Genomic DNA, 19,182 nt, shown 5'->3' with positions numbered 1-19,182 from the left:
AAATTAGCCGTTGATCGCCGCGACGATCTTCTTGGCCGCGTCGTCCAGGTCATCGGCAGCCGTGATCGCAAGGCCCGACTCGTTCAGGATCTTCTTGCCGAGCTCGACATTGGTGCCTTCGAGACGGACGACCAGCGGAACCTTCAGACCGACTTCCTGAACGGCTGCGACAACGCCTTCGGCGATGACGTCGCACTTCATGATGCCGCCGAAGATGTTGACGAGGATGCCCTCGACCTTCGGGTCAGCCGTGATGATCTTGAAGGCTGCAGCCACCTTCTCCTTGCCGGCGCCACCGCCGACGTCGCAGAAGTTGGCCGGCTCCTTGCCGTACAGCTTGATGATGTCCATCGTTGCCATGGCAAGGCCTGCGCCGTTGACCATGCAGCCGATGTTGCCGTCGAGCGCGACATAGGCGAGATCCCACTTGGAGGCCTCGATTTCCTTAGCGTCTTCTTCAGTCTCGTCGCGCAGTGCCCGGACGTCGTCGTGACGGAAGAGCGCATTGCCGTCGAACGACATCTTGGCGTCGAGGACGCGCAGATGGTCATTCTTCATAACGATCAGCGGGTTGACCTCGAGCAGCGCCATGTCCTTCTCGTTGAAGGCCTTGTAAAGCGCCGGGAAGAGCGACTTCGCGTCTTCGGCGGCAGCGCCCGAAAGCTCGAGAGCCTTGGAGATGGCGGCAACGTCGGCGGCCGTGACGCCGGCTTCCGGGTCGATGGCGATCGTGTGGATCTTCTCGGGCGTGTCATGGGCGACCGCCTCGATGTCCATGCCGCCTTCCGTCGAGACGACGAAGGCAACGCGACCGACCGAACGGTCGACCAGCAGCGAGCAGTAGAGTTCGCGGGCGATGTCGGCGCCGTCTTCGATGTAGAGACGGTTGACCTGCTTGCCGGCTTCGCCGGTCTGGGCGGTCACCAGAGTATTGCCAAACATTTCCTTGGCATGGGCCTTGGCTTCGTCAATCGAGAAGGCGAGGCGAACGCCGCCCTTGGCGTCCGGACCGAGTTCCTTGAACTTGCCCTTGCCGCGACCACCGGCATGGATCTGGCTCTTGACCACATAGAGCGGGCCGGGAAGCTGCTTGGCGGCAGCTTCGGCTTCTTCCGCGGAGAAGATCGCCACACCTTCGGCGACCGGGGCGCCGTAGCCCTTCAAGAGAGCCTTGGCCTGATATTCATGAATATTCATCGTCTAGTCCCTAGTTCTGGGCCGAATGGCGGTTACTTGAGGGCGGGGGCGATATTGATGCAGGCTTCGCAGAGGCCGGCGACCGCGCCGACGGACTTCTGGAAGGCTTCTTCCTCGGCCTTGTTGAATTCGACTTCGATGATGCGCTCTACACCGCCGGCGCCGATAATCGTCGGCACGCCGACATACATGTCCTTCACGCCGTATTGGCCGGACAGGTAGGCGGCGCAAGGCAGAACGCGCTTCTTGTCCTTGAGGAAGGATTCAGCCATCTCGATGGCGGAGGCGGCCGGCGCATAGTAAGCCGAACCGGTCTTCAAGAGGCCAACGATTTCCGCGCCGCCGTCACGGGTGCGCTGGATGATTTCTTCCAGGCGTTCCTTGGTGACCCAACCCATCTTGACGAGGTCTGTCAGCGGAATGCCGCCGATCGTGGAGTAGCGGGCAAGCGGCACCATGGTGTCGCCGTGGCCGCCAAGCACAAAAGCCGTGACGTCCTGGACCGAAACGTTGAATTCTTCCGAAAGGAACAGGCGGAAGCGGGCGCTGTCGAGAACGCCGGCCATACCGACGACCTTGTTGGTCGGAAGACCCGAGAACTTCTGCAGGGCCCAGACCATCGCGTCGAGCGGGTTGGTGATGCAGATGACGAAGGCGTTCGGGGCATACTTCTTGATGCCGGCGCCAACTTGTTCCATGACCTTGAGGTTGATGCCGAGCAGGTCGTCGCGGCTCATGCCCGGCTTGCGGGCGACGCCGGCGGTGACGATGCAGACGTCTGCGCCTTCGATGGCGGAGTAGTCGCTGGCACCGGTCAGCTTGGCGTTGAAGCCTTCGACCGGGGAGGACTGGGCGATGTCGAGGCCCTTGCCCTGCGGGATACCGTCGGCGATGTCGAACAGGACAATATCGCCCAGCTCCTTGAGGCCGGCGAGATGCGCCAGCGTTCCACCAATCATTCCAGAACCGATAAGAGCGATCTTGTTGCGCGCCATTGAAGTGCTTCCTTTTAGATCCAAAACCAAGGCTGACGGCCTCATATAGCCGGGCATTGTGAAAAATCGCATAACGACACTTGAAAAAAACTGCAACCGATTATTTTTGGCGCAGTATTTTCAATCGGTTAGATCATAAAATTCTTACGTAAACGTCAAACATTCTGACGTAGAAGCGTCACAATTGCCCACGCTGAGCCTTGTGGAGCGCCAGATAGTCGGCACTGCGCATCTCGAAAAGCCGCGAAACGGTGCGGTCGAATTCGAAACCTTCGGTACCCTTCTTCTCGGTGAGAAGCTCTTCAGGCATGGCCTCGGCCGAGGCGAAGAGCCGGACGGCCGCGTCGTAGAGTGCATCGACAAGGATAATAAATCGTTTCGTCTCGTTGCGCTTCGCCGGTCCGAGATGGGGGATGTGGTCGATGAACACCACATCGTAGCGCCTGGCGATTTCGAGATAGTCCGAGGCACCCAGCGGCCGCTCGCAGAGCTCGGCGAAACTGAAGCGTGCAGCGCGACCGACGGAACGGGGGACGGGAATGACACGCCCCTTCATGTCGATCTCCGCAGCAGCTTCCGGCCGCCCCTCCGTGACCCGCTTCCAGGCAAGATCCATCAGGCGGCCGACATCGGGCGAGAGCGGCGCCACATAGACCGGCAGGCTCTCCAGTTTTTCCATGCGGTAGTCGGTCGGGGAATCGAGCGTGGTCACATCGACGTGCCGCTTCAGGAGCTCGATGAAGGGCAGGAAAAGCCCACGATTCAACCCGTCGCGGTAAAGATTGCCGGGTTCGACGTTCGACGTCGCAACCAGTGTGCAGCCACGGGCAAAGAGCTCGGTGAAAAGCCGCGCGAGGATCATCGCATCGGCGATGTCGGTCACGGTGAACTCATCGAAGCACAGGAGCTCCGCCTCTTCGCGCAGCGCCGCCGCAACCGGCGGAACCGGATCGGCCTGCCGCGTCTCGCCGTTCTTCAGCTTCATCCGGTGGGCGTGGATGCGCGAATGCACATCGGCCATGAATTCGTGAAAATGCGCACGGCGCTTCTTCTCGACCGGCGCGAGCTTGAAAAACAGGTCCATCAGCATGGTCTTGCCGCGCCCCACACTGCCATGCACGTAGAGCCCGCGACCGGGCTGCAGCGGTTTGCGCTTCTGCGCGAACATCCAGCCGAGCGCGCTCTTCTTGGCGGCCGGCTTGCGCTGTTTCATGTCCTGGAGAATTCGATCGAGGTGGTCAGCCACCTCCATCTGCGCCTTGTCCGCCCTGAGCGTGCCGGCCTCGGTCATCGACCGCAATTGCTCGGCGACGCTCAGCGCGTAGTCGGGGATGGGCTGCATGCGCAAGCTCCGCTTGAAACGCGGGGCGCCGCCGGGGCCACCGCCGCTCGGCTTTGATGAATGGGGAGCTTAGCGGCTCAGGCTGATCGGCTGCCCGGTGCTGACCGTGCCGTCGAAGCGGGCGTCGGCTGTCTTGTAGAGACGACCCAGCTCATTTCCGCTGCGGTCCTTGAGAACGACCTGCTTGCCGGACACTTCCCAGGAGCCCATGGCCGTCAGCGGGCCTGCGCAACCGCGCGTGCCGCCGCGCGAGCCGCTGCCGAGGTTGGTCAGCGTCAGGAACATGTCGCAGGACGCGCCGGCGCTCGATACGCGCCAGTTGCCGACCATCGATTCCTTCGTCACGTCGAGCGCGGTTGCCGGTGCTACGCCTGCGGCGGCGGTTTGCGTCGCGGCCTGGGGCGCGGCCGGGAACTGGCCGGGAGCGCCACTGGGCGGTGGCAGTTGGCCCGACTGGACCGACGGGACGGGCTGGGCTTCGAGCGGCGGAAGTGAGGATGCGCCGGAATCGGCGCCACTGAAGGACGTCCGCTGGCAGCCTGCCAGAGACAGAAGGACCGCGACGCCCGTTGCCGCATATTTCAACTTCATCACCACACTCCCGGTTGACCGCATTTGGCCGGTTGTCGTCCCGAAACAAGGCGGAATTATCGCGAAAGGGACGAGCGAATCAAGACGCTAGCAATAAACGAACCGGCGGGGCCTCGAAAGGAGGCCCGCGCCGGGTCGATTGATTAAATGGATCACCATCCGGGGAAGGCAACCCGCATTCAGCATGGACGCCGATCAGAAGCGGCGTTCGACCATCATCTTCTTGATCTCCGCGATGGCCTTGGCCGGGTTCAGACCCTTCGGGCAGGTCTGCGCGCAGTTCATGATGGTGTGGCAGCGATAGAGACGGAAGGGATCTTCCAGGTTGTCGAGGCGCTCGCCCTTGGCTTCGTCGCGGCTGTCGATGAGCCAGCGATAGGCCTGCAGCAGCACGGCCGGACCGAGATAGCGGTCGCCGTTCCACCAGTAGCTCGGACAGGAGGTCGAGCAGCAGGCGCAGAGGATGCACTCGTAGAGACCGTCGAGCTTCAGGCGGTCTTCGTGGCTCTGCTTCCATTCCTTGGCCGGCGGCGGCGAAACAGTCTTCAGCCACGGCTCGATCGAACGGTGCTGGGCATAGAAGTTGGTAAGATCCGGCACGAGGTCCTTCACCACCGGCATGTGCGGCAGCGGATAGACCTTAACGGTACCGTTGATCTCGTCCATGCCCTTGGTGCAGGCGAGCGTGTTGGTGCCGTCGATGTTCATCGCGCACGAACCGCAGATACCTTCGCGGCAGGAGCGGCGCAGCGTCAGCGTCGGGTCGATGTTGTTCTTGATGTACAAGAGACCATCGAGAACCATCGGGCCGCAATCGTCGATATCGATGTAATAGGTATCGATACGCGGTGTCTGGCCGTCATCCGGATTCCAGCGATAGATCCGGTATTCGCGAACATTCTTGGCGCCGGCCGGCTTCGGCCAGACCTTGCCTTCACTGATCTGCGAGTTCTTCGGAAGAGCGAGTTCAACCATATCCAGTTCCTCTCGAGATCAGTAGACGCGGGCCTTCGGCGCGATCTTGTAAGGATCGATGCCGTCGGCGATCAGGTCGGTGTGAACCGGACGATAGTCGAGCTTCACGTCGCCAGCCTCGGAGACCCAGGCGAGCGTGTGCTTGCGCCAGTTCTCGTCGTCACGACCGGCGAACGGGCCGCTGGTATAGTCCTCGCGAGCATGCGAACCACGGCTTTCCTTGCGTGCTTCCGCGCCATAGACCGTGGTGATGGCGTTTGCCATCAGGTTGTGCAATTCCAGCGTTTCCACAAGGTCGGAGTTCCAGACCATCGACCGGTCGGTGACCTTGACGTCCGGCAGTTCCTTCCAGATCGCCGAGATGCGGCGGCAGCCGCTTTCGAGCGCTTCCTGCGTCCGGAACACGGCGGCGTCTTCCTGCATGGCGCGCTGCATCTTGTCGCGGAGCACGGCGGTCGGCGTCGAACCCGAAGCATGACGCAGGGTGTCGAAACGATCCATGATCCGGTCGCAAGCGGCAACGTCAAGCGCCGGAACAGGCTCGGACTTGTCTATGACCTGGCCGGCGCGGATCGCGGCGGCACGACCGAAGACGACGAGGTCGATCAGCGAGTTGGAGCCGAGGCGGTTGGCACCATGGACCGACGCGCAGCCGGCTTCGCCGACCGCCATCAGGCCGGGCGCGATGCGTTCCGGGTTCTGGGCGTCGGCGTTCAGCACTTCGCCCCAGTAGTTCGTCGGAATGCCGCCCATGTTGTAGTGGACGGTCGGCAGAACCGGGATCGGTTCGCGCGTCACGTCGACGCCGGCAAAGATCTTCGCCGATTCCGAGATGCCCGGCAGGCGCTCATGCAGAACCGCCGGATCGAGATGATCGAGATGCAGGAAGATGTGATCCTTGTTCTTGCCAACGCCGCGGCCTTCCCGGATTTCCATCGTCATGCAGCGCGAGACGACGTCGCGCGAGGCGAGATCCTTCGCGGAAGGAGCGTAACGCTCCATGAAACGCTCGCCTTCGGAGTTGACGAGATAGCCGCCTTCGCCGCGAGCGCCTTCGGTGATCAGACAGCCTGCGCCGTAGATGCCGGTCGGGTGGAACTGCACGAACTCCATGTCCTGGAGCGGCAGGCCGGCGCGTGCGATCATGCCCCCGCCGTCGCCGGTGCAGGTGTGCGCCGACGTGGCCGAGAAGTAGGCGCGGCCGTAACCGCCGGTCGCCAGCACCACCATCTTGGCAGCGAAGCGATGGATCGTGCCGTCATCAAGGTTCCAGGCGACGACACCGGTGCAGCGGCCATCGGGCGCCATGATCAGGTCGAGCGCGAAATACTCGATGAAGAATTCGGCGTTGTTGCGCAGCGACTGGCCATAGAGCGTGTGCAGGATGGCGTGGCCGGTACGGTCGGCGGCAGCGCAGGTACGCTGTACCGGCGGGCCTTCGCCGTAGTTCTGCATGTGACCGCCGAACGGGCGCTGGTAGATCTTGCCTTCCTCGTTGCGCGAGAAGGGAACGCCGTAGTGCTCGAGCTCATAGACGGCCTTCGGGGCTTCCATGGCGAGATACTGCATGGCGTCCACGTCGCCGAGCCAGTCGGACCCCTTGACGGTGTCGTAGAGGTGCCACTGCCAGCAGTCCGGCGTCATGTTGGTGAGCGAGGCAGCGATACCGCCTTGGGCGGCAACGGTGTGCGAGCGGGTCGGGAAGACCTTGGTGATGCAGGCGGTCTTGAAGCCCTGCTCGGCCATGCCGAGCGTGGCGCGCAGACCGGCGCCACCGGCACCGACGACGACGACGTCATAGGAATGGTCGACGTACTTGTATGCCTTGCCGTTCTGAGCGGCTGAACTGTTCGATGCCATGATGGTTTATCCTACGAATGCGATCTTCAGAACGGCGAAAAGACAGAGCCCGCCGACCAGGATTGCGAAGAACGTGTTGAGCATCAGCAGCAGAAGCTTGGTCAGTTCGACGTGGATGTAGTCCTCGATGACGACCTGCATGCCGAGCTTCATGTGAACGACGCCGGAGACGACCACGAGGCCCATGATCACGGCGACGACCGGGTTGGCCAGAGCGCCGACGACTTCCGTATAGGGAGCGCCGCCGTAGCAGACCAGGAAGCCGACGAAGAAGATGATGAGCGGGATGTTGGCAACGGCCGTCAGGCGCTGGCGCCAGAAGTGCTCCGTGCCTTCCTTTGCCGAGCCGAGGCCCCGTACCTTGCCGAGCGGAGTGCGCATATCCATGTTCGTGACCTCAGGAGCGGACGGCGTAGGCGATTGCCCACACGAGAAGGGTCAGCACCACCGAACCGATGATGTTCGCCTTGGCGAGCTTGGTGGAGAAGTGCTTGTCGAAGCCGTAGCCGGCATCCCACATGAGGTGGCGCAGGCCGCCGAGCATGTGATGCAGCAGGGCCCAGGTATATCCCAGGAGGATGAGGCGACCGATGATGGTGCCCATGAACCAGGTGACCCATTCGAAATAGGCGGCACCCGTCGACGCGGCGATGAGCCACCAGGCGACGAGGATCGTGCCGAAATAGAGCGCACCGCCGGTGATGCGATGCAGGATCGACATGACCATGGTGGGGATCAGCTTGTAGATTTGCAGGTGCGGCGACAAAGGCCGATTGTTTGTCACATTCGCCATCAGAACCTCGCGGCGTTTCGATGCGATCCGAATTCTCGGACAATTGCGGGCAATGACTGAAACCCGAGCGGGTGCATTGCATCATTCGCGACGTTTAATCGCCGAAATGACGGACGACAAGCCCATTCACCCGCCGATTCCAATTTAATCGATTGGGATGAATACAACTTTATGCCAAGGGCCGACGTTAAGCCTATTCTCCTAAAAAATCCTGCGTTCCAATGACTTTCCCGAAAAAATCCGACATGGTGCCGTTAACGATTTGTTAACCGCAACCGATCCCGACGGAGAGGCATCCATGGTCACGCGTCTTGCCCGCACCGGGCTGATCGTCGCAACAGCGACATTCCTCGCAATTTCCTCTCTGCCGCTGGCGGCGGGCGACTACGGCCATGGGCCGCGCCCGCGTCTGCATCATGAACGTAGCCAGCATCATCAGAACCACGGCGACGCCGTCATCGGCGGCGCCGGCCTTCCCTCGGTCGTGCCGGGCATCGGCACCTTTGCGGGCTCCATCTCTGCCGTACGTGTTCGGGGATCGGGCATCTATTTTGCGGTTGAAGGATCGAAGAGCGACGTGGTGGGCTATCGGCCGCCACCGGCCAAGATCATCGAGATCGAGGCCGAGATGGAGGATGCCGCCTGCGCCTATGAAGCCGGCGTCTGCGTCATCCGGCCCCGAAACTGATCACCACAGTCAGCGAAAACGCCAGACGGTCGTCTTCTTGACTTCGCTGTCTTCGAGCACGCGCGTGACCGGCACCTCGTAGGTCGCGAGCGCCTCCAGCCTTTCGGTCGGCCGGTAGCTGCGCCCCGGATCGCCGACCAGCACGCGTTTTCCCTCGGCGGCGATCGTACCGAACCAAGAGACCAGCGCATTGGCGAAGTCACGATCGTAGAAGACGTCGCCCGCGAGCAGCACGTCCGCATCGAGGGGGCGGCCGATCAGGTCTTCTCCGACAAAGCCGATTTCGACGCCGTTTTCCACGGCATTCAGGCGGATGGCCGTCTCCGCCCATGGATCGATGTCGGCGGCGACGACTTCGCTGGCACCGGCCAGCCTCGCCGCGATCGCGACGAGACCCGAGCCGCTTGCGAAATCCAGCACCCGCTTGCCGCGCACTTCTTCGGGATGGTCGAGAATGTAACGGGCAAGCCCCTGCCCGCCGGCCCAGGCAAAGGCCCAGAACGGCGGCGGAAGGCCTATCTCCTGAAGGTCTTCCTCCGTCTTCAGCCAGAGATCATGGACCTCGCTCGCTAGTCGAAGCCGGATTTCCGGCACATGTGGCGGCGCCGTCAGGCTGGTATTGGCACGGATGAAGAGTTCAGGATCGGTGTACAAGCCACCCCCTCAGCGCGGCGGATTGTCGAGCCCGCCCATCCGGCAGACTTCAAGATATTCGTCTTCCGTGACCGGCTGGACGGAAAGCCGCATCGAGGTCACGAGCGACATCGCGGCGAGCTTTTCGTTCGCCTTAATGTCCTTGAGCGACACCGGCTTCGGCATGTCCATCACGGCGCGGATGTCGACGCAATCCCAACGGGCGTCGCCTTCGGCCGTCGAATCCGGATGCGAAAGCGCACAGACCTCGGTGATGCCGACGATCTCCAATCCCTCGTTCGAATGATAGAAGAAGCCCTTGTCGCCGATCGTCATGGCCCGCATGTTGTTGCGCGCGAGATAGTTGCGCACGCCCGTCCACTCGGTGCCGGCGGCCCCTGCGTCCTTCTGCATCTGCCACGACCACTTGAAGGGTTCGGACTTGTAGAGCCAGAATGCCATGTCGCCCTCAAGCCTCCGGATTATTGAAGACCCAGTTGTAGGGTTTGATCTCGACATTGGCGAACAGACCGACCTTGGCATACGGGTCCTCCGACGCGATCGCCTTGGCGCCTTCGATATCTTCAGCGGCGATCAGCAGCATCGAGCCGCAGGGCTTGCCGTCGGAGTCGAGGAAGGGGCCGCCGATCTTCAGCGTGCCGGCGGCATTCAGGCCGTTCAGCCATTCGACATGGGCCGGACGGGTCTCCATGCGCAGGTTGAGATGGGCGGGCTTGTCGGCGCAGATCACGGCAAACAGCATGACTTGGTCTCTCCTTGTTTCCTTGGCGCCCGTCACTCGGTGGTGATCGGCCGCGACATCAGTTGTTCGATCGCAGTCGGAATATCGAGGCTACCCTCGATGATCGCAGTCACCGCATCGGTGATCGGCAGGCTGACCGCCAGCCCCTCGGCAAGCCGCGAGGCCACCGCCGCGGCGAATGCCCCCTCGACCAGCTGGCCGCGTGAGAAGTCGATCGGTTCGCCCCGGCCGAGCGAAATCCCGAAACGCAGGTTGCGCGACTGGTGGCTGGTCGCGGTGAGCACGAGGTCGCCGAGGCCCGATAGCCCACGCACGGTATCCGCCTTACCGCCCATCGCAGCGATCAGCCGGGACATTTCCGCAAGGCCGCGCGCGATCAGGGCCGCGCGTGCCGAATCACCGAGCCCCATGCCCTCGACGACGCCGCAGGCGATCGCGAGCACGTTCTTCAACGCGCCACCGAGCTGCACGCCGATGCGGTCGTCGGAGGCATAAAGACGGAACGTGCGCCCGGAGATCGCCTTGGCCAGACCTTCGGCCTCGCCGAGCGACGCAGCCGCGATCACCATGGCGGTCGGCAGACCGCTTGCGATGTCGGCGGCAAAACCCGGCCCGGAAAGGGCGGCGATGGAATGGTGGGGCAAGGCCTCTTCCAGCACGTCGGAGAGAAGCCGCGACGTCGCGCGGTCGATCCCCTTGGCGCATGTGACGACGGTCGCGCCGTCCTTCAGATAAGGGCCATAGGCCATTGCCGCGTCAACCTGGGCTTGGGACGGCATGGCGAACAGCACGGTTTCGGCTGCGGAGAGCACTTCCGGCTCGTGCGAGTAGTTCAGGGCATCCGGCAGGCGGATGCCGGGAAGAGCCGCATCGTGCACGCCGTCGTTCCGCAGGTCGGCCATCAGCGAGGGATCGCGTCCGACCAGCGTCACGTCGGCCTTTCCTTCAAGGGCGATCACGGCGGCCAGGGCCGTTCCGAAGGCGCCCGCGCCGACCACGGCGATCGTTTCTCTTCCACTCATGCCTTCGCTCCACGTTTGCCGTGGCCGATCACGGCCTGTGCCCCCGCATCGAGCGGCCAGCGGGAACGTGGCTGGACGTCGAGCGTGTCCGAAGGCAGGCCCGTTCCCATCCGCTCGAGCCCCGCCCAGGCGATCATCACGGCGTTGTCGGTGCACAGATGGTGCGGCGGCGCGACGAAGCGGAAGCCGTGGCGGTCGCAGAGCGACTGCAGCGTGCGGCGCAGCTCCTGGTTCGCCGCCACCCCGCCGGCGACCACGAGGGCCGGCATGCCTTCGCGATCCGGAAATTCGGCAAGGAACCGTTGCAGTCCACGACCGATCCGGTCGTCGAGGGTGCGGGAAATCGCCCTCTGGAAGGAGGCGCAGATATCGGAAATATCCTGGTCCGTGACCGGCGCTATGCCTTCGGCAGCCTGCCGCACGGCCGTCTTCAGGCCGGAAAAGGAGAAATCGAGTCGCGCCTCGCCGACCAGCGGCCGCGGAAAGTTGAAACGCTTCGCATCGCCGCTGGCCGCCGCCTTCTCGACAGCCGGTCCACCCGGATAAGGCAGTCCAAGAAGCTTCGCCGTCTTGTCGAAGGCCTCGCCCAGCGCATCGTCGATGGTCGTGCCCCACCGCTCGTAGTCACCCACGCCGCGAACCAGAACCAGCTGCGTATGCCCGCCGGAAACCAGCAGCATCAGGTAGGGAAAGGAAAGCCCGTCCGTCAGCCGCGCGGTGAGCGCATGACCCTCGAGATGATTGACGGCATAGAGCGGCTTGCCCGTCGCATGCGCGATCGCCTTGCCGGTCATCAACCCGACGATCAGTCCGCCGATCAGCCCCGGCCCTGCGGTCGCGGCGATCGCATCGATCTCGTCAAGCGTCGTCCCGGACCGGACAAGGGCTTCCTCGATCAGGCTATCCAGAGCCTCGACATGCGCGCGTGCGGCAATCTCCGGCACGACGCCGCCATAGGCGCTGTGCTCGTCGAGCTGGCTGAGCACCACGTCGGCCTCGATGCGGCCCGTGCCGTCCTCGAAGCGCGAAACGACCGCTGCGGCCGTTTCGTCACAACTCGTCTCGATGCCGAGAATGCGTAGTTTGGCGCTCATTTGCCCTGTTCGTTGATTGCGATCACCCGGAAACCGGTCTACGAGAACTTCCGGTAACAACGGATCAGATCGGATGCAAACAAAACCTTTCCGCATCGGCACGCGCGGCAGCCCGCTGGCGCTCGCCCAGGCCTATGAGACCCGCGACCGGCTGATGGCGGCCCACGGACTTGCCGAAGACATGTTCGAGATCGTCGTCCTGTCGACCAAGGGTGACCGCATCACCGATCGTTCTCTCTCCGAGATCGGCGGCAAGGGCCTGTTCACCGAGGAACTGGAAGAGCAGCTGCTGTCCGGCGATCTCGACTTCGCCGTGCACTCGTCGAAGGACATGCCGACCGTTCTGCCGGAGGGCCTGTTCCTGTCTGCCTACCTGCCGCGCGAAGATGTCCGCGACGCCTTCATCGGCGCCGCTTCGTCGCGCCTCGTCGATCTTCCACAGGGTGCGACGGTCGGATCCTCGTCGCTCCGCCGCCAGGCGCTGATCCGGCGCCTGCGTCCGGATCTCAAGGTCATCACCTTCCGCGGCCTGGTCGACACGCGCCTACGCAAGCTCGCCGAAGGCCAGGTCGATGCCACGCTGCTTGCCTATGCCGGCCTCCGCCGCCTCGGCAAGCAGGACGTGCCGACCGAATTGCTCGACCCGAAGGATTTTCCACCTGCTCCGGCGCAGGGAGCCATCTGCATCGAAAGCCGCATCGGCGACGACCGGGTGAATTCGCTACTCGAGACGATCAACGATCACGCAACCTTCGATGCCGTCAGCTGCGAACGGGCCTTCCTTGCGGCCCTCGACGGCTCGTGCCGTACTCCTATCGCCGGCTACGCCCGGTGCGAGGGCGACCGTATCACGTTTTCCGGGATGATCCTCACGCCCGACGGCTCCCGCTTCCACGAGATTCACCGCGAAGGTGACCGCACCGAAGCCCCCGCCATCGGCCGCGAGGCCGGCGAAGCAATCCGCGCCGAAGCCGGCACTGGCTTCTTCGACAGCTGGAGCTAGGGACATGCGGGTTCTCGTGACCCGACCGGAACCGGCGGCGAGTATCACCGCCGCCGAACTGAGACGTCAGGGGCACGAACCGCTCCTGCTCCCGCTTTTCACGGCTGAACACGACATCGAATCGACGCGGGCGGCCCTTGGCCGCCCCCATGCGGCGCTCGCCGTCACCAGCGCCGAGGCGGTCCGCGTGCTTGCGGCCCTCGGCGGAGAAACCGGCCGCTCCTTCGACACGCCACTGTTTGCGGTCGGCGACAGGACCGCCCACGCGGCAAAAGCGCTCGGTTTTCATGACGTTCATTCAGGAGTCAACGACGGTGTCGGTCTCGCCCGACTGGTCGGGCAAAGGCTCGACAGGACGGTCGACGCGGCACGCCCGCTCCTCTATCTCGCTGGCGAGCCCAGATCCCCGGGCTTCGAGACCGAGCTTGCCGCCCTCAAGATACCGGTCGAGACCTGCCTATGTTACCGGATGCGCCCGCTTGCCCATTCGAAAGAAGAGGTCGACCGGATTGTCGGATCGCACCCGGTCGATGCCCTCCTCCTTTATTCGAGCGAAGGGGCACGGCGCTTCTTTGAACTCGAACTGACGACGTCTCGCCCCGGCCAGTTCGCCGAAACGCGCATATTGTGCCTGAGCGAAAAGATCGCATGCTCGGTGCCCGAGCCGCATCGCCTGAAAGCCCGGGCGGCGACGGCACCAAACGAAGCATCGCTGCTGACCCTACTCTAAGGTCGAGGAACCAAAATTGATCTTCGCCCTTTCTTTCGCGGGTCCGACTGACTAGTTTTATTTGCACCGCAAGGAAATGAAGAGGTTGCCATGGTTTCCGGAAAGCCGCCCCGTCGCTCGAAGTCGCCAGACGACCCGGTCACCATCGACCTGACCGCCGAGGAAACGCCGTCCGAGACCGCGACGGGCGTGGCCAACGGCAGCGCCGACCCGGCACCGGAGGCAAATGAGCCGTCCGCTGCCTTCACCCTTGGAAATGCCGAAACGGCAAGCTTCAGCGAGCAGGCGGATTCACCGAGCGAAGCCGTTTCCGAAACCGGCCAGGCCGCCCAGGCATCGACCTCGACCGCAGCCGGGGAACTGCGCGAGGCGCGCCCGGCGAAGTCCAGCCCGGCTCTCTCCGCGCTTGTCGCCGCCGGCATCTTCGGTGGCCTCGTGGCACTGGCCGGCGCCGGCAGCATGCAATATGCAGGCTATCTCCCGGCCGTTTCGCCCCAAACGAAATCACCTGCGGACACGTCCGCGCTGGCGGATCAGATCGCCGCGTTGAAGGCTGAGGTCGCCAATCTCGCAAGCACGCCCACCACGGCGACGGATCCGCGCGCCGAGGAACGCCTTGCCGCCCTGGAGGCCGCAATAGCCAATCAGACGACAGCGCCGCCGGACACCGCAGCGATCGAGGAACTCCGCCAGCGCCTGTCCGAAACGACCGCCGCGCTGGACGCGCTGAAGACCGAGATCGCCGGCAATGCCAGCGCTCTGGGCGAGACCGAGACCCGCCTCAACGCACGCCTCGCCGAGGCCGAGAAGAAGATCGACGCGCCACGTTCCGACGTCGAGATGGCCAAGGCCATTGCCTTGACGGCGCTGAAGTCCGCCACCGAACGCGGCGGCCCCTATATGGCCGAGCTTGATGCGCTTGCGGCCATCGCACCGGAAGAGCCGGCGATCGAAGGCCTTCGCCCGCACGCGGCGACCGGCATTCCTTCCCGCGCCGAGCTCACCCGCCAGTTCGGCGGTGTGGCGGATGCGATTCTCGCGGCGATCCATCAGCCTGATCCGAACCAGGGCATCGGCGAGCGCCTGCTGTCGAGTGCGCTCTCGGTGGTCAAGGTTCGCCCGGTCGGCAATGTCGAGGGTGCAACACCCGAGGCGATCATCGCCCGCATGGAAGACAAGCTGCAGAATGGCGACCTGAAGGGCGCCACGATCGAATGGGAAGGTCTTCCGGAGACAGGCAAGACCGTGTCGGCGACCTTCGTCTCGACACTCAAGACCCGGATCGAGATCGAGACGCTGGTCGGCGACGCACTGGCCGCCACCGTCAGCGGCAAGAAGGGCTGAGGAACGAAACCGATGACCAGGATCCTGTTCTTCATTCTCGCCGTTCTGGCTCTCGGCTTTGGCTTCGGCTGGCTTGCCGATCGCCCCGGTTCGCTGTCGATCCTCTGGCAGGGCCAGCTGATCGAGATGAGCCTGATGGTTGCCGCCTCGATCGTCCTGCTGATTGTCGCCGTATTTATGCTCGGCTGGTGGTTCATCCGAACCGTTTGGACCTCGCCCCATTCCGTCAGGCGCTACTTCCGTGCCCGCACGCGCGATCGTGGCTATCAGGCGCTTTCGACCGGCCTGATCGCGGCCGGCGCCGGCAATGCCGCGCTCGCCCGCAAGATGAGTGCCCGGGCGCGCGGCCTGCTGCGCGCCGACCAGGAACCGCTGATCCTCGTACTCGATGCCCAGGCCGCCGTCATCGAAGGACGCCACGACGAGGCCCGCCAGCTTTTTCAGCAGATGACCGAAGATCCGGAAACCCGCGAGCTCGGCCTCCGTGGTCTCTATGTCGAGGCTGACCGTCTGGCAGCCCACGAAGCCGCCCGCCAGTATGCCGAGACCGCAGCCGAAGCGGCCCCCTACCTTCCCTGGGCCGCCAAGGCGACGCTGGAACATCGCTGCCGCGCCGGTCACTGGGACGACGCCATTCGCCTGCTGGACCAGCAGCGCGTGGCCCATGTGCTGAACCGCGCCGAGGCGGACCGCCTGAAGGCCGTACTGCTGACGGCAAAGGCCGAGGACCACCTTGAAGGCCAGCCTTCCGCCGCCCGCGACAATGCGCTTCAGGCGCTGAAGCTGGCGAAAGACCTGGTGCCGGCCGCCATCGTCGCCGCCAAGGCCTATCTCCGGGAAGACAACCTGCGCCGGGCCTCCAACGTGCTCGAACAGGTCTGGAAGCTAAACCCGCATCCCGAGATCGCTCGGACCTATCTGCGGGCACGCAGCGGCGACAGCGCCGTCGATCGGCTGAAGCGTGCCGAACGGCTTGAGGCGCTGCGGACCAACAACACGGAATCCCTGCTGATCGTCGCCGAAGCGGCGCTGGACGCGCAGGAATTCGAGAAGGCGCGCGCCAAGGCCGAAGCCGCCGCCCGCATGGAATCGCGCGAACGCGTCTACCTGCTGCTGGCCGACATCGAGGAGGCAGAAACCGGCGACCAGGGCCGTATCCGCCACTGGATGGCCCAGGCGCTGAAAGCCGGCCGCGATCCGGCCTGGGTGGCCGACGGCCACGTATCCGACAAATGGCTGCCGGTATCCCCCGTGACCGGCAGGCTCGACGCCTTCGAATGGAAGGTCCCCTTCGACCAGCTCGAAGGCCCGGTCGAGGAAAGCTCGCTCGGCGCCGCGGCACTGGCTCTTGAGACCCTTCCTCCGGTCAAGACGACGGAGATCGAGGTCGAGGCCCAGAAACCGACGCCGGTCGTCGAGGCGACCACCGTGCTCAAGGAAGTGGAACCGGCACCGGCCAGGACGACCGCGAAGCAGGCCGGCGACCGCACTGCCGCCGCGCCGGCCAAGGAACCGGAACCATTCTTCGGCCATGCGCCCGATGATCCGGGCGTCCGCAAGGACGAGCGTCGGTCGGAAGCGGAACAGAAGAGCCGCATGAAGCTGTTTTGAGGGCGAACGCATGCTGGAACAACTGCAAGCCTTCTTCCAGAGCCTGACCCAGAACCGGGACCAGAGGCCCTCGTTCGCACCGGACGACATCCGCATCGCGGTCGCGGGCCTCTGCCTCCAGGTGATGGACGCGGACGGCGTAATACATGCTGCCGAACGCGAAAAGCTCCGGTCGATCCTGCGCGAGCAATACCAGCTCGACGAACCGTCCCTCAACGCTCTCCTGGAAGAGGGTGCGCGCGCCGAAAGCGAGGCGGTGGACTATTACCGCTTCACATCTGATCTGAAGCGCGCCCTCAATGACGAACAGCGCCAGCAGTTGATCGGCATTCTCTGGGACATCGTCTATGCCGACGGCACCCGGAGTGAAATGGAAGACCATGCGATCTGGCGCGTCGCCGAGCTTCTCGGCGTCTCGGGTCGCGATCGCGTGCACGCACGGCAGGGCGCCAAGTCGCGCTCCGGCCTGACGGGAAATGATGATGCTTGACGTTCCGGCACGCTCAAAGGGCCGCGCCCCGGTGCTGATCGTGCTGCATCAGGAACGGTCGAGCGCCGGACGCGTCGGCCAGATGCTGGAGGAAAAGGGCTTTCCGCTCGACATCCGCCGCCCGGTTCTGGGAGAGCCCCTGCCGCAGACCCTTGAAGCGCATTCCGGTGCCGTCGTCTTTGGCGGCCCGATGAGCGCCAACGATCCCGACAGCTTCGTGCGCGCAGAGACCGATTGGCTGGCCGTGCCTCTCAAGGAAAAAAAGCCGTTCCTCGGCATCTGCCTCGGCGCGCAAATGCTGGTCCGCCATCTCGGCGGAAAGGTCGAGGCAGACAGAGATGGCCGCGTCGAAATCGGCTGGTACCCGATCCGTCCGACCGAACACGGTCGTCTGCTGATGCGCTGGCCCCAGATGGTCTATCACTTTCACCGGGAAGGCTTCGACCTGCCTCACGGCTGCCAGCTCCTGGCCGAGGGCGATGTCTACCGCAACCAGGCCTTCCGCTATGGCCAGCAGGCCTGGGGCCTGCAGTTTCATGCCGAACTGACCCGCGCCATGATGCAGCGATGGGTCGTGCATGGAGCACATCGTTTCATCATGCCGAACGCCCAGCAGGGACGCGAGCATCTCGAAGGCCGCATGATCTTCGATGCTCCGCTTCGTGCCTGGCTGTCGGAGTTCCTCGACCTCGTCTTCGTGAAGAACCCTCACTTCGCCTGAGTGTTGGGAGCTTCCAGACTGTCGATCTTGCGCAACTGCGGGAAACCCAGGGCCCAGACCACGGCAACCGCCAGCGTTCCAGCACCGCCAATCACGACCGCCGCCACCGGCCCGACGAGATGCGCCATCGTGCCGGCACGGAATTCGCCGAGTTCATTCGACGCTCCGACGAAAACCATGTTCACGGCATTCACGCGGCCACGCACTTCGTCCGGCGTCCACAGCGCAATCAGTGTCTCGCGAACATAGACGGACGCCATGTCGGCCGCCCCCATCAGCATCAGCGCAGCGATTGAAAGCCAGGCCGTCTCGGACAGGCCGAAGACGATCGTGCCGGCGCCGAACAACGCGACGCCGATGAACATGAAGACGCCCGCATTGTGCCGGACCGGGAAGCTCGCGAGCGCAATCGCGACGAGAATGGCACCGACTCCCGGCGCCGCGCGCAGCAGGCCGAGACCGAGCGGCCCAAGTGTCAGGATGTCCCGGGCGAACACCGGCATGAGCGCGATGGCGCCGCCGAGCAGCACCGCGAAGAGGTCGAGCGAAATCGCCCCGAGAACCACCTTCTCGCCGAAAATGAAGCGGAAGCCGGCGAGGATGGTGTCCCAGGACACGGCCTTTGAGGGACTGCGCTGGGCGGGCTTCGCAACCATGAACACCAGAACCGCCGCCCCGATGAAGAACACGAAGGAGACGGTATAGGCAAGCGAGGCGCTGACACCGTAAAGCAGGCCGCCGACCACCGGCCCGACGATCGAGGCGGTCTGCCAGGAGGACGAGTTCCAGGCAACCGCATTGCCGAGATCTTCCGGCGGAACGAGGTTCGGCGCCAGCGACTGGACGGCGGGCGCATTGAAGGCGCGCTCGATCCCGAACACCACGAGGATGGCGAAGACGAGGACAGGTTCGAAGGCATTAAACAGTGTGAGCAGCAGCAGTGCGCCCCCACAAAGCGCACTGACCACCATGCAGCTCGCCACGATCGCACGGCGATTGTATCGGTCCGCCACCGAACCCGTCACCAGGATCAGCAGCAGCGACGGCAGGAACTGCACCAGGCCGATCATCCCGAGAAAGAAGGCGCTGCCGGTCTCGTCATACATCTGCCAGCCCACGGCGACCGAGAGGATCTGCGTGGCGAACGCACCGAGGAAGCGCGAGATGAAGAAGCGGAGATAGGAAGTGTGCCGGAATGCCGCGAAGCGATCGGCGGACTGAGCTGCAGACATCGAGGAAACTTTCCAGTCGGGCGAAAGCGCAACGGAAACGGCCGGTTCGCCCGTTAAACATGATTCGTCTTCCGCCGGGCCGCAGTACTTGCCGGTTT

At 63.9% G+C, this 19,182-nt stretch carries 21 protein-coding genes; 7 read left to right on the top strand and 14 right to left on the bottom strand.

Going from position 1 to position 19,182, the window contains the following annotated elements:
* Positions 1 to 3: 3 nt before the first annotated feature.
* The 8 genes from sucC to sdhC form a co-directional block, all read right to left on the bottom strand.
* Positions 4 to 1,197 (bottom strand): ADP-forming succinate--CoA ligase subunit beta, encoded by a 1,194-nt coding sequence (sucC, locus tag HHL25_RS16880; protein WP_169593732.1) that lies wholly within the window; start codon positions 1,195 to 1,197, stop codon positions 4 to 6.
* A 32-nt stretch (positions 1,198 to 1,229) separates the two neighbouring features.
* Positions 1,230 to 2,192, bottom strand: coding sequence for a malate dehydrogenase (mdh, locus tag HHL25_RS16875; protein ID WP_169593730.1), 963 nt, complete (start codon positions 2,190 to 2,192; stop codon positions 1,230 to 1,232).
* A gap of 178 nt (positions 2,193 to 2,370) precedes the next feature.
* Entirely contained in the window at positions 2,371 to 3,534 is a 1,164-nt protein-coding gene (zapE, locus tag HHL25_RS16870) for a cell division protein ZapE (protein WP_169593728.1), read from the bottom strand.
* A 69-nt stretch (positions 3,535 to 3,603) separates the two neighbouring features.
* Positions 3,604 to 4,125 (bottom strand): protease inhibitor Inh/omp19 family protein, encoded by a 522-nt coding sequence (locus HHL25_RS16865; protein WP_169593726.1) that lies wholly within the window; start codon positions 4,123 to 4,125, stop codon positions 3,604 to 3,606.
* A 195-nt stretch (positions 4,126 to 4,320) separates the two neighbouring features.
* The gene (locus HHL25_RS16860; RefSeq protein WP_169593724.1) at positions 4,321 to 5,100 is read right to left on the bottom strand and encodes a succinate dehydrogenase iron-sulfur subunit; all 780 of its coding nucleotides are present in this window, start codon (positions 5,098 to 5,100) and stop codon (positions 4,321 to 4,323) included.
* An 18-nt stretch (positions 5,101 to 5,118) separates the two neighbouring features.
* The gene (gene sdhA, locus HHL25_RS16855) at positions 5,119 to 6,960 is read right to left on the bottom strand and encodes a succinate dehydrogenase flavoprotein subunit (RefSeq protein ID WP_169593722.1); all 1,842 of its coding nucleotides are present in this window, start codon (positions 6,958 to 6,960) and stop codon (positions 5,119 to 5,121) included.
* Positions 6,961 to 6,966: 6 nt separating this feature from the next.
* On the bottom strand, positions 6,967 to 7,347 hold the full coding sequence (gene sdhD, locus HHL25_RS16850; protein ID WP_169593720.1) for a succinate dehydrogenase, hydrophobic membrane anchor protein: 381 nt from the start codon (positions 7,345 to 7,347) through the stop codon (positions 6,967 to 6,969).
* A gap of 10 nt (positions 7,348 to 7,357) precedes the next feature.
* Entirely contained in the window at positions 7,358 to 7,753 is a 396-nt protein-coding gene (gene sdhC / locus HHL25_RS16845) for a succinate dehydrogenase, cytochrome b556 subunit (RefSeq protein WP_169593719.1), read from the bottom strand.
* A gap of 298 nt (positions 7,754 to 8,051) precedes the next feature.
* Here sdhC and HHL25_RS16840 point away from each other — a divergent pair, with 298 nt between their 5' ends.
* A complete protein-coding gene (locus tag HHL25_RS16840; RefSeq protein ID WP_169593717.1) occupies positions 8,052 to 8,441 on the top strand; it encodes a hypothetical protein in 390 nt (129 codons plus the stop codon).
* Between the two features lie 9 nt (positions 8,442 to 8,450).
* Here the strand turns inward: HHL25_RS16840 and HHL25_RS16835 are convergent, their stop codons facing one another.
* The 5 genes from HHL25_RS16835 to tsaD are packed head-to-tail and all read right to left on the bottom strand — an operon-like array spanning position 8,451 to position 11,953.
* The gene (locus HHL25_RS16835; protein ID WP_169593715.1) at positions 8,451 to 9,095 is read right to left on the bottom strand and encodes a class I SAM-dependent methyltransferase; all 645 of its coding nucleotides are present in this window, start codon (positions 9,093 to 9,095) and stop codon (positions 8,451 to 8,453) included.
* Positions 9,096 to 9,104: 9 nt separating this feature from the next.
* The gene (locus HHL25_RS16830; RefSeq protein ID WP_169593713.1) at positions 9,105 to 9,536 is read right to left on the bottom strand and encodes an EVE domain-containing protein; all 432 of its coding nucleotides are present in this window, start codon (positions 9,534 to 9,536) and stop codon (positions 9,105 to 9,107) included.
* Between the two features lie 7 nt (positions 9,537 to 9,543).
* Positions 9,544 to 9,837, bottom strand: a complete 294-nt coding sequence (locus HHL25_RS16825) for a YciI-like protein (protein WP_169593711.1) — start codon at positions 9,835 to 9,837, stop codon at positions 9,544 to 9,546.
* Positions 9,838 to 9,869: 32 nt separating this feature from the next.
* Positions 9,870 to 10,859: an NAD(P)H-dependent glycerol-3-phosphate dehydrogenase gene (locus HHL25_RS16820; RefSeq protein ID WP_169593709.1), complete on the bottom strand. Its 990-nt coding sequence runs from the start codon at positions 10,857 to 10,859 to the stop codon at positions 9,870 to 9,872.
* Entirely contained in the window at positions 10,856 to 11,953 is a 1,098-nt protein-coding gene (tsaD, locus tag HHL25_RS16815; protein ID WP_169593707.1) for a tRNA (adenosine(37)-N6)-threonylcarbamoyltransferase complex transferase subunit TsaD, read from the bottom strand. Before tsaD ends, HHL25_RS16820 begins: the two co-directional genes overlap by 4 nt.
* A gap of 73 nt (positions 11,954 to 12,026) precedes the next feature.
* Here tsaD and hemC point away from each other — a divergent pair, with 73 nt between their 5' ends.
* From hemC to HHL25_RS16785, 6 genes are all read left to right on the top strand, one after another.
* Positions 12,027 to 12,956, top strand: a complete 930-nt coding sequence (hemC, locus tag HHL25_RS16810) for a hydroxymethylbilane synthase (RefSeq protein ID WP_169593704.1) — start codon at positions 12,027 to 12,029, stop codon at positions 12,954 to 12,956.
* A gap of 4 nt (positions 12,957 to 12,960) precedes the next feature.
* On the top strand, positions 12,961 to 13,686 hold the full coding sequence (locus HHL25_RS16805) for a uroporphyrinogen-III synthase (protein ID WP_169593702.1): 726 nt from the start codon (positions 12,961 to 12,963) through the stop codon (positions 13,684 to 13,686).
* A gap of 90 nt (positions 13,687 to 13,776) precedes the next feature.
* Complete coding sequence (locus tag HHL25_RS16800) at positions 13,777 to 15,030, top strand: COG4223 family protein (protein WP_169593700.1); 1,254 nt, start codon at positions 13,777 to 13,779, stop codon at positions 15,028 to 15,030.
* A gap of 12 nt (positions 15,031 to 15,042) precedes the next feature.
* Complete coding sequence (locus HHL25_RS16795; protein WP_169593697.1) at positions 15,043 to 16,641, top strand: heme biosynthesis protein HemY; 1,599 nt, start codon at positions 15,043 to 15,045, stop codon at positions 16,639 to 16,641.
* A 10-nt stretch (positions 16,642 to 16,651) separates the two neighbouring features.
* Positions 16,652 to 17,131 carry a tellurite resistance TerB family protein gene (locus tag HHL25_RS16790; protein WP_169593695.1) on the top strand — a complete coding sequence of 160 codons (480 nt, stop codon included), beginning with the start codon at positions 16,652 to 16,654 and terminating at the stop codon, positions 17,129 to 17,131.
* Positions 17,124 to 17,852 (top strand): glutamine amidotransferase, encoded by a 729-nt coding sequence (locus tag HHL25_RS16785; RefSeq protein WP_169593693.1) that lies wholly within the window; start codon positions 17,124 to 17,126, stop codon positions 17,850 to 17,852. Before HHL25_RS16790 ends, HHL25_RS16785 begins: the two co-directional genes overlap by 8 nt.
* Here HHL25_RS16785 and HHL25_RS16780 read toward each other — a convergent pair.
* Complete coding sequence (locus HHL25_RS16780) at positions 17,840 to 19,084, bottom strand: MFS transporter (RefSeq protein WP_169593690.1); 1,245 nt, start codon at positions 19,082 to 19,084, stop codon at positions 17,840 to 17,842. The two genes, HHL25_RS16785 and HHL25_RS16780, sit on opposite strands and share 13 nt — an antisense overlap.
* Between the last annotated feature and the right edge of the window lie 98 nt (positions 19,085 to 19,182).

Origin of the sequence: Rhizobium terricola (assembly GCF_012927355.1) — a bacterium.
Classification (GTDB): domain Bacteria; phylum Pseudomonadota; class Alphaproteobacteria; order Rhizobiales; family Rhizobiaceae; genus Allorhizobium; species Allorhizobium terricola.
The sequence above is the reverse complement of the archived record's forward strand: the minus strand, read 5'-3'. Positions and strand labels throughout refer to the sequence as shown.

Excerpts from the sequence above, each read along its gene's own strand:
- HHL25_RS16805 (WP_169593702.1), top strand. The coding sequence starts at position 12,961 with ATGCGGGTTCTCGTGACCCGACCGGAACCGGCGGCGAGTATCACCGCC.
- HHL25_RS16800 (WP_169593700.1), top strand. The coding sequence starts at position 13,777 with ATGGTTTCCGGAAAGCCGCCCCGTCGCTCGAAGTCGCCAGACGACCCG.
- sdhA (WP_169593722.1), bottom strand. The coding sequence starts at position 6,960 with ATGGCATCGAACAGTTCAGCCGCTCAGAACGGCAAGGCATACAAGTAC.
- HHL25_RS16825 (WP_169593711.1), bottom strand. The coding sequence starts at position 9,837 with ATGCTGTTTGCCGTGATCTGCGCCGACAAGCCCGCCCATCTCAACCTG.
- sucC (WP_169593732.1), bottom strand. The coding sequence starts at position 1,197 with ATGAATATTCATGAATATCAGGCCAAGGCTCTCTTGAAGGGCTACGGC.
- hemC (WP_169593704.1), top strand. The coding sequence starts at position 12,027 with ATGCAAACAAAACCTTTCCGCATCGGCACGCGCGGCAGCCCGCTGGCG.
- sdhC (WP_169593719.1), bottom strand. The coding sequence starts at position 7,753 with ATGGCGAATGTGACAAACAATCGGCCTTTGTCGCCGCACCTGCAAATC.
- tsaD (WP_169593707.1), bottom strand. The coding sequence starts at position 11,953 with ATGAGCGCCAAACTACGCATTCTCGGCATCGAGACGAGTTGTGACGAA.
- HHL25_RS16820 (WP_169593709.1), bottom strand. The coding sequence starts at position 10,859 with ATGAGTGGAAGAGAAACGATCGCCGTGGTCGGCGCGGGCGCCTTCGGA.
- HHL25_RS16790 (WP_169593695.1), top strand. The coding sequence starts at position 16,652 with ATGCTGGAACAACTGCAAGCCTTCTTCCAGAGCCTGACCCAGAACCGG.
- sdhD (WP_169593720.1), bottom strand. The coding sequence starts at position 7,347 with ATGGATATGCGCACTCCGCTCGGCAAGGTACGGGGCCTCGGCTCGGCA.
- HHL25_RS16785 (WP_169593693.1), top strand. The coding sequence starts at position 17,124 with ATGCTTGACGTTCCGGCACGCTCAAAGGGCCGCGCCCCGGTGCTGATC.
- HHL25_RS16795 (WP_169593697.1), top strand. The coding sequence starts at position 15,043 with ATGACCAGGATCCTGTTCTTCATTCTCGCCGTTCTGGCTCTCGGCTTT.
- HHL25_RS16860 (WP_169593724.1), bottom strand. The coding sequence starts at position 5,100 with ATGGTTGAACTCGCTCTTCCGAAGAACTCGCAGATCAGTGAAGGCAAG.
- zapE (WP_169593728.1), bottom strand. The coding sequence starts at position 3,534 with ATGCAGCCCATCCCCGACTACGCGCTGAGCGTCGCCGAGCAATTGCGG.
- HHL25_RS16830 (WP_169593713.1), bottom strand. The coding sequence starts at position 9,536 with ATGGCATTCTGGCTCTACAAGTCCGAACCCTTCAAGTGGTCGTGGCAG.
- HHL25_RS16865 (WP_169593726.1), bottom strand. The coding sequence starts at position 4,125 with ATGAAGTTGAAATATGCGGCAACGGGCGTCGCGGTCCTTCTGTCTCTG.
- mdh (WP_169593730.1), bottom strand. The coding sequence starts at position 2,192 with ATGGCGCGCAACAAGATCGCTCTTATCGGTTCTGGAATGATTGGTGGA.
- HHL25_RS16840 (WP_169593717.1), top strand. The coding sequence starts at position 8,052 with ATGGTCACGCGTCTTGCCCGCACCGGGCTGATCGTCGCAACAGCGACA.
- HHL25_RS16780 (WP_169593690.1), bottom strand. The coding sequence starts at position 19,084 with ATGTCTGCAGCTCAGTCCGCCGATCGCTTCGCGGCATTCCGGCACACT.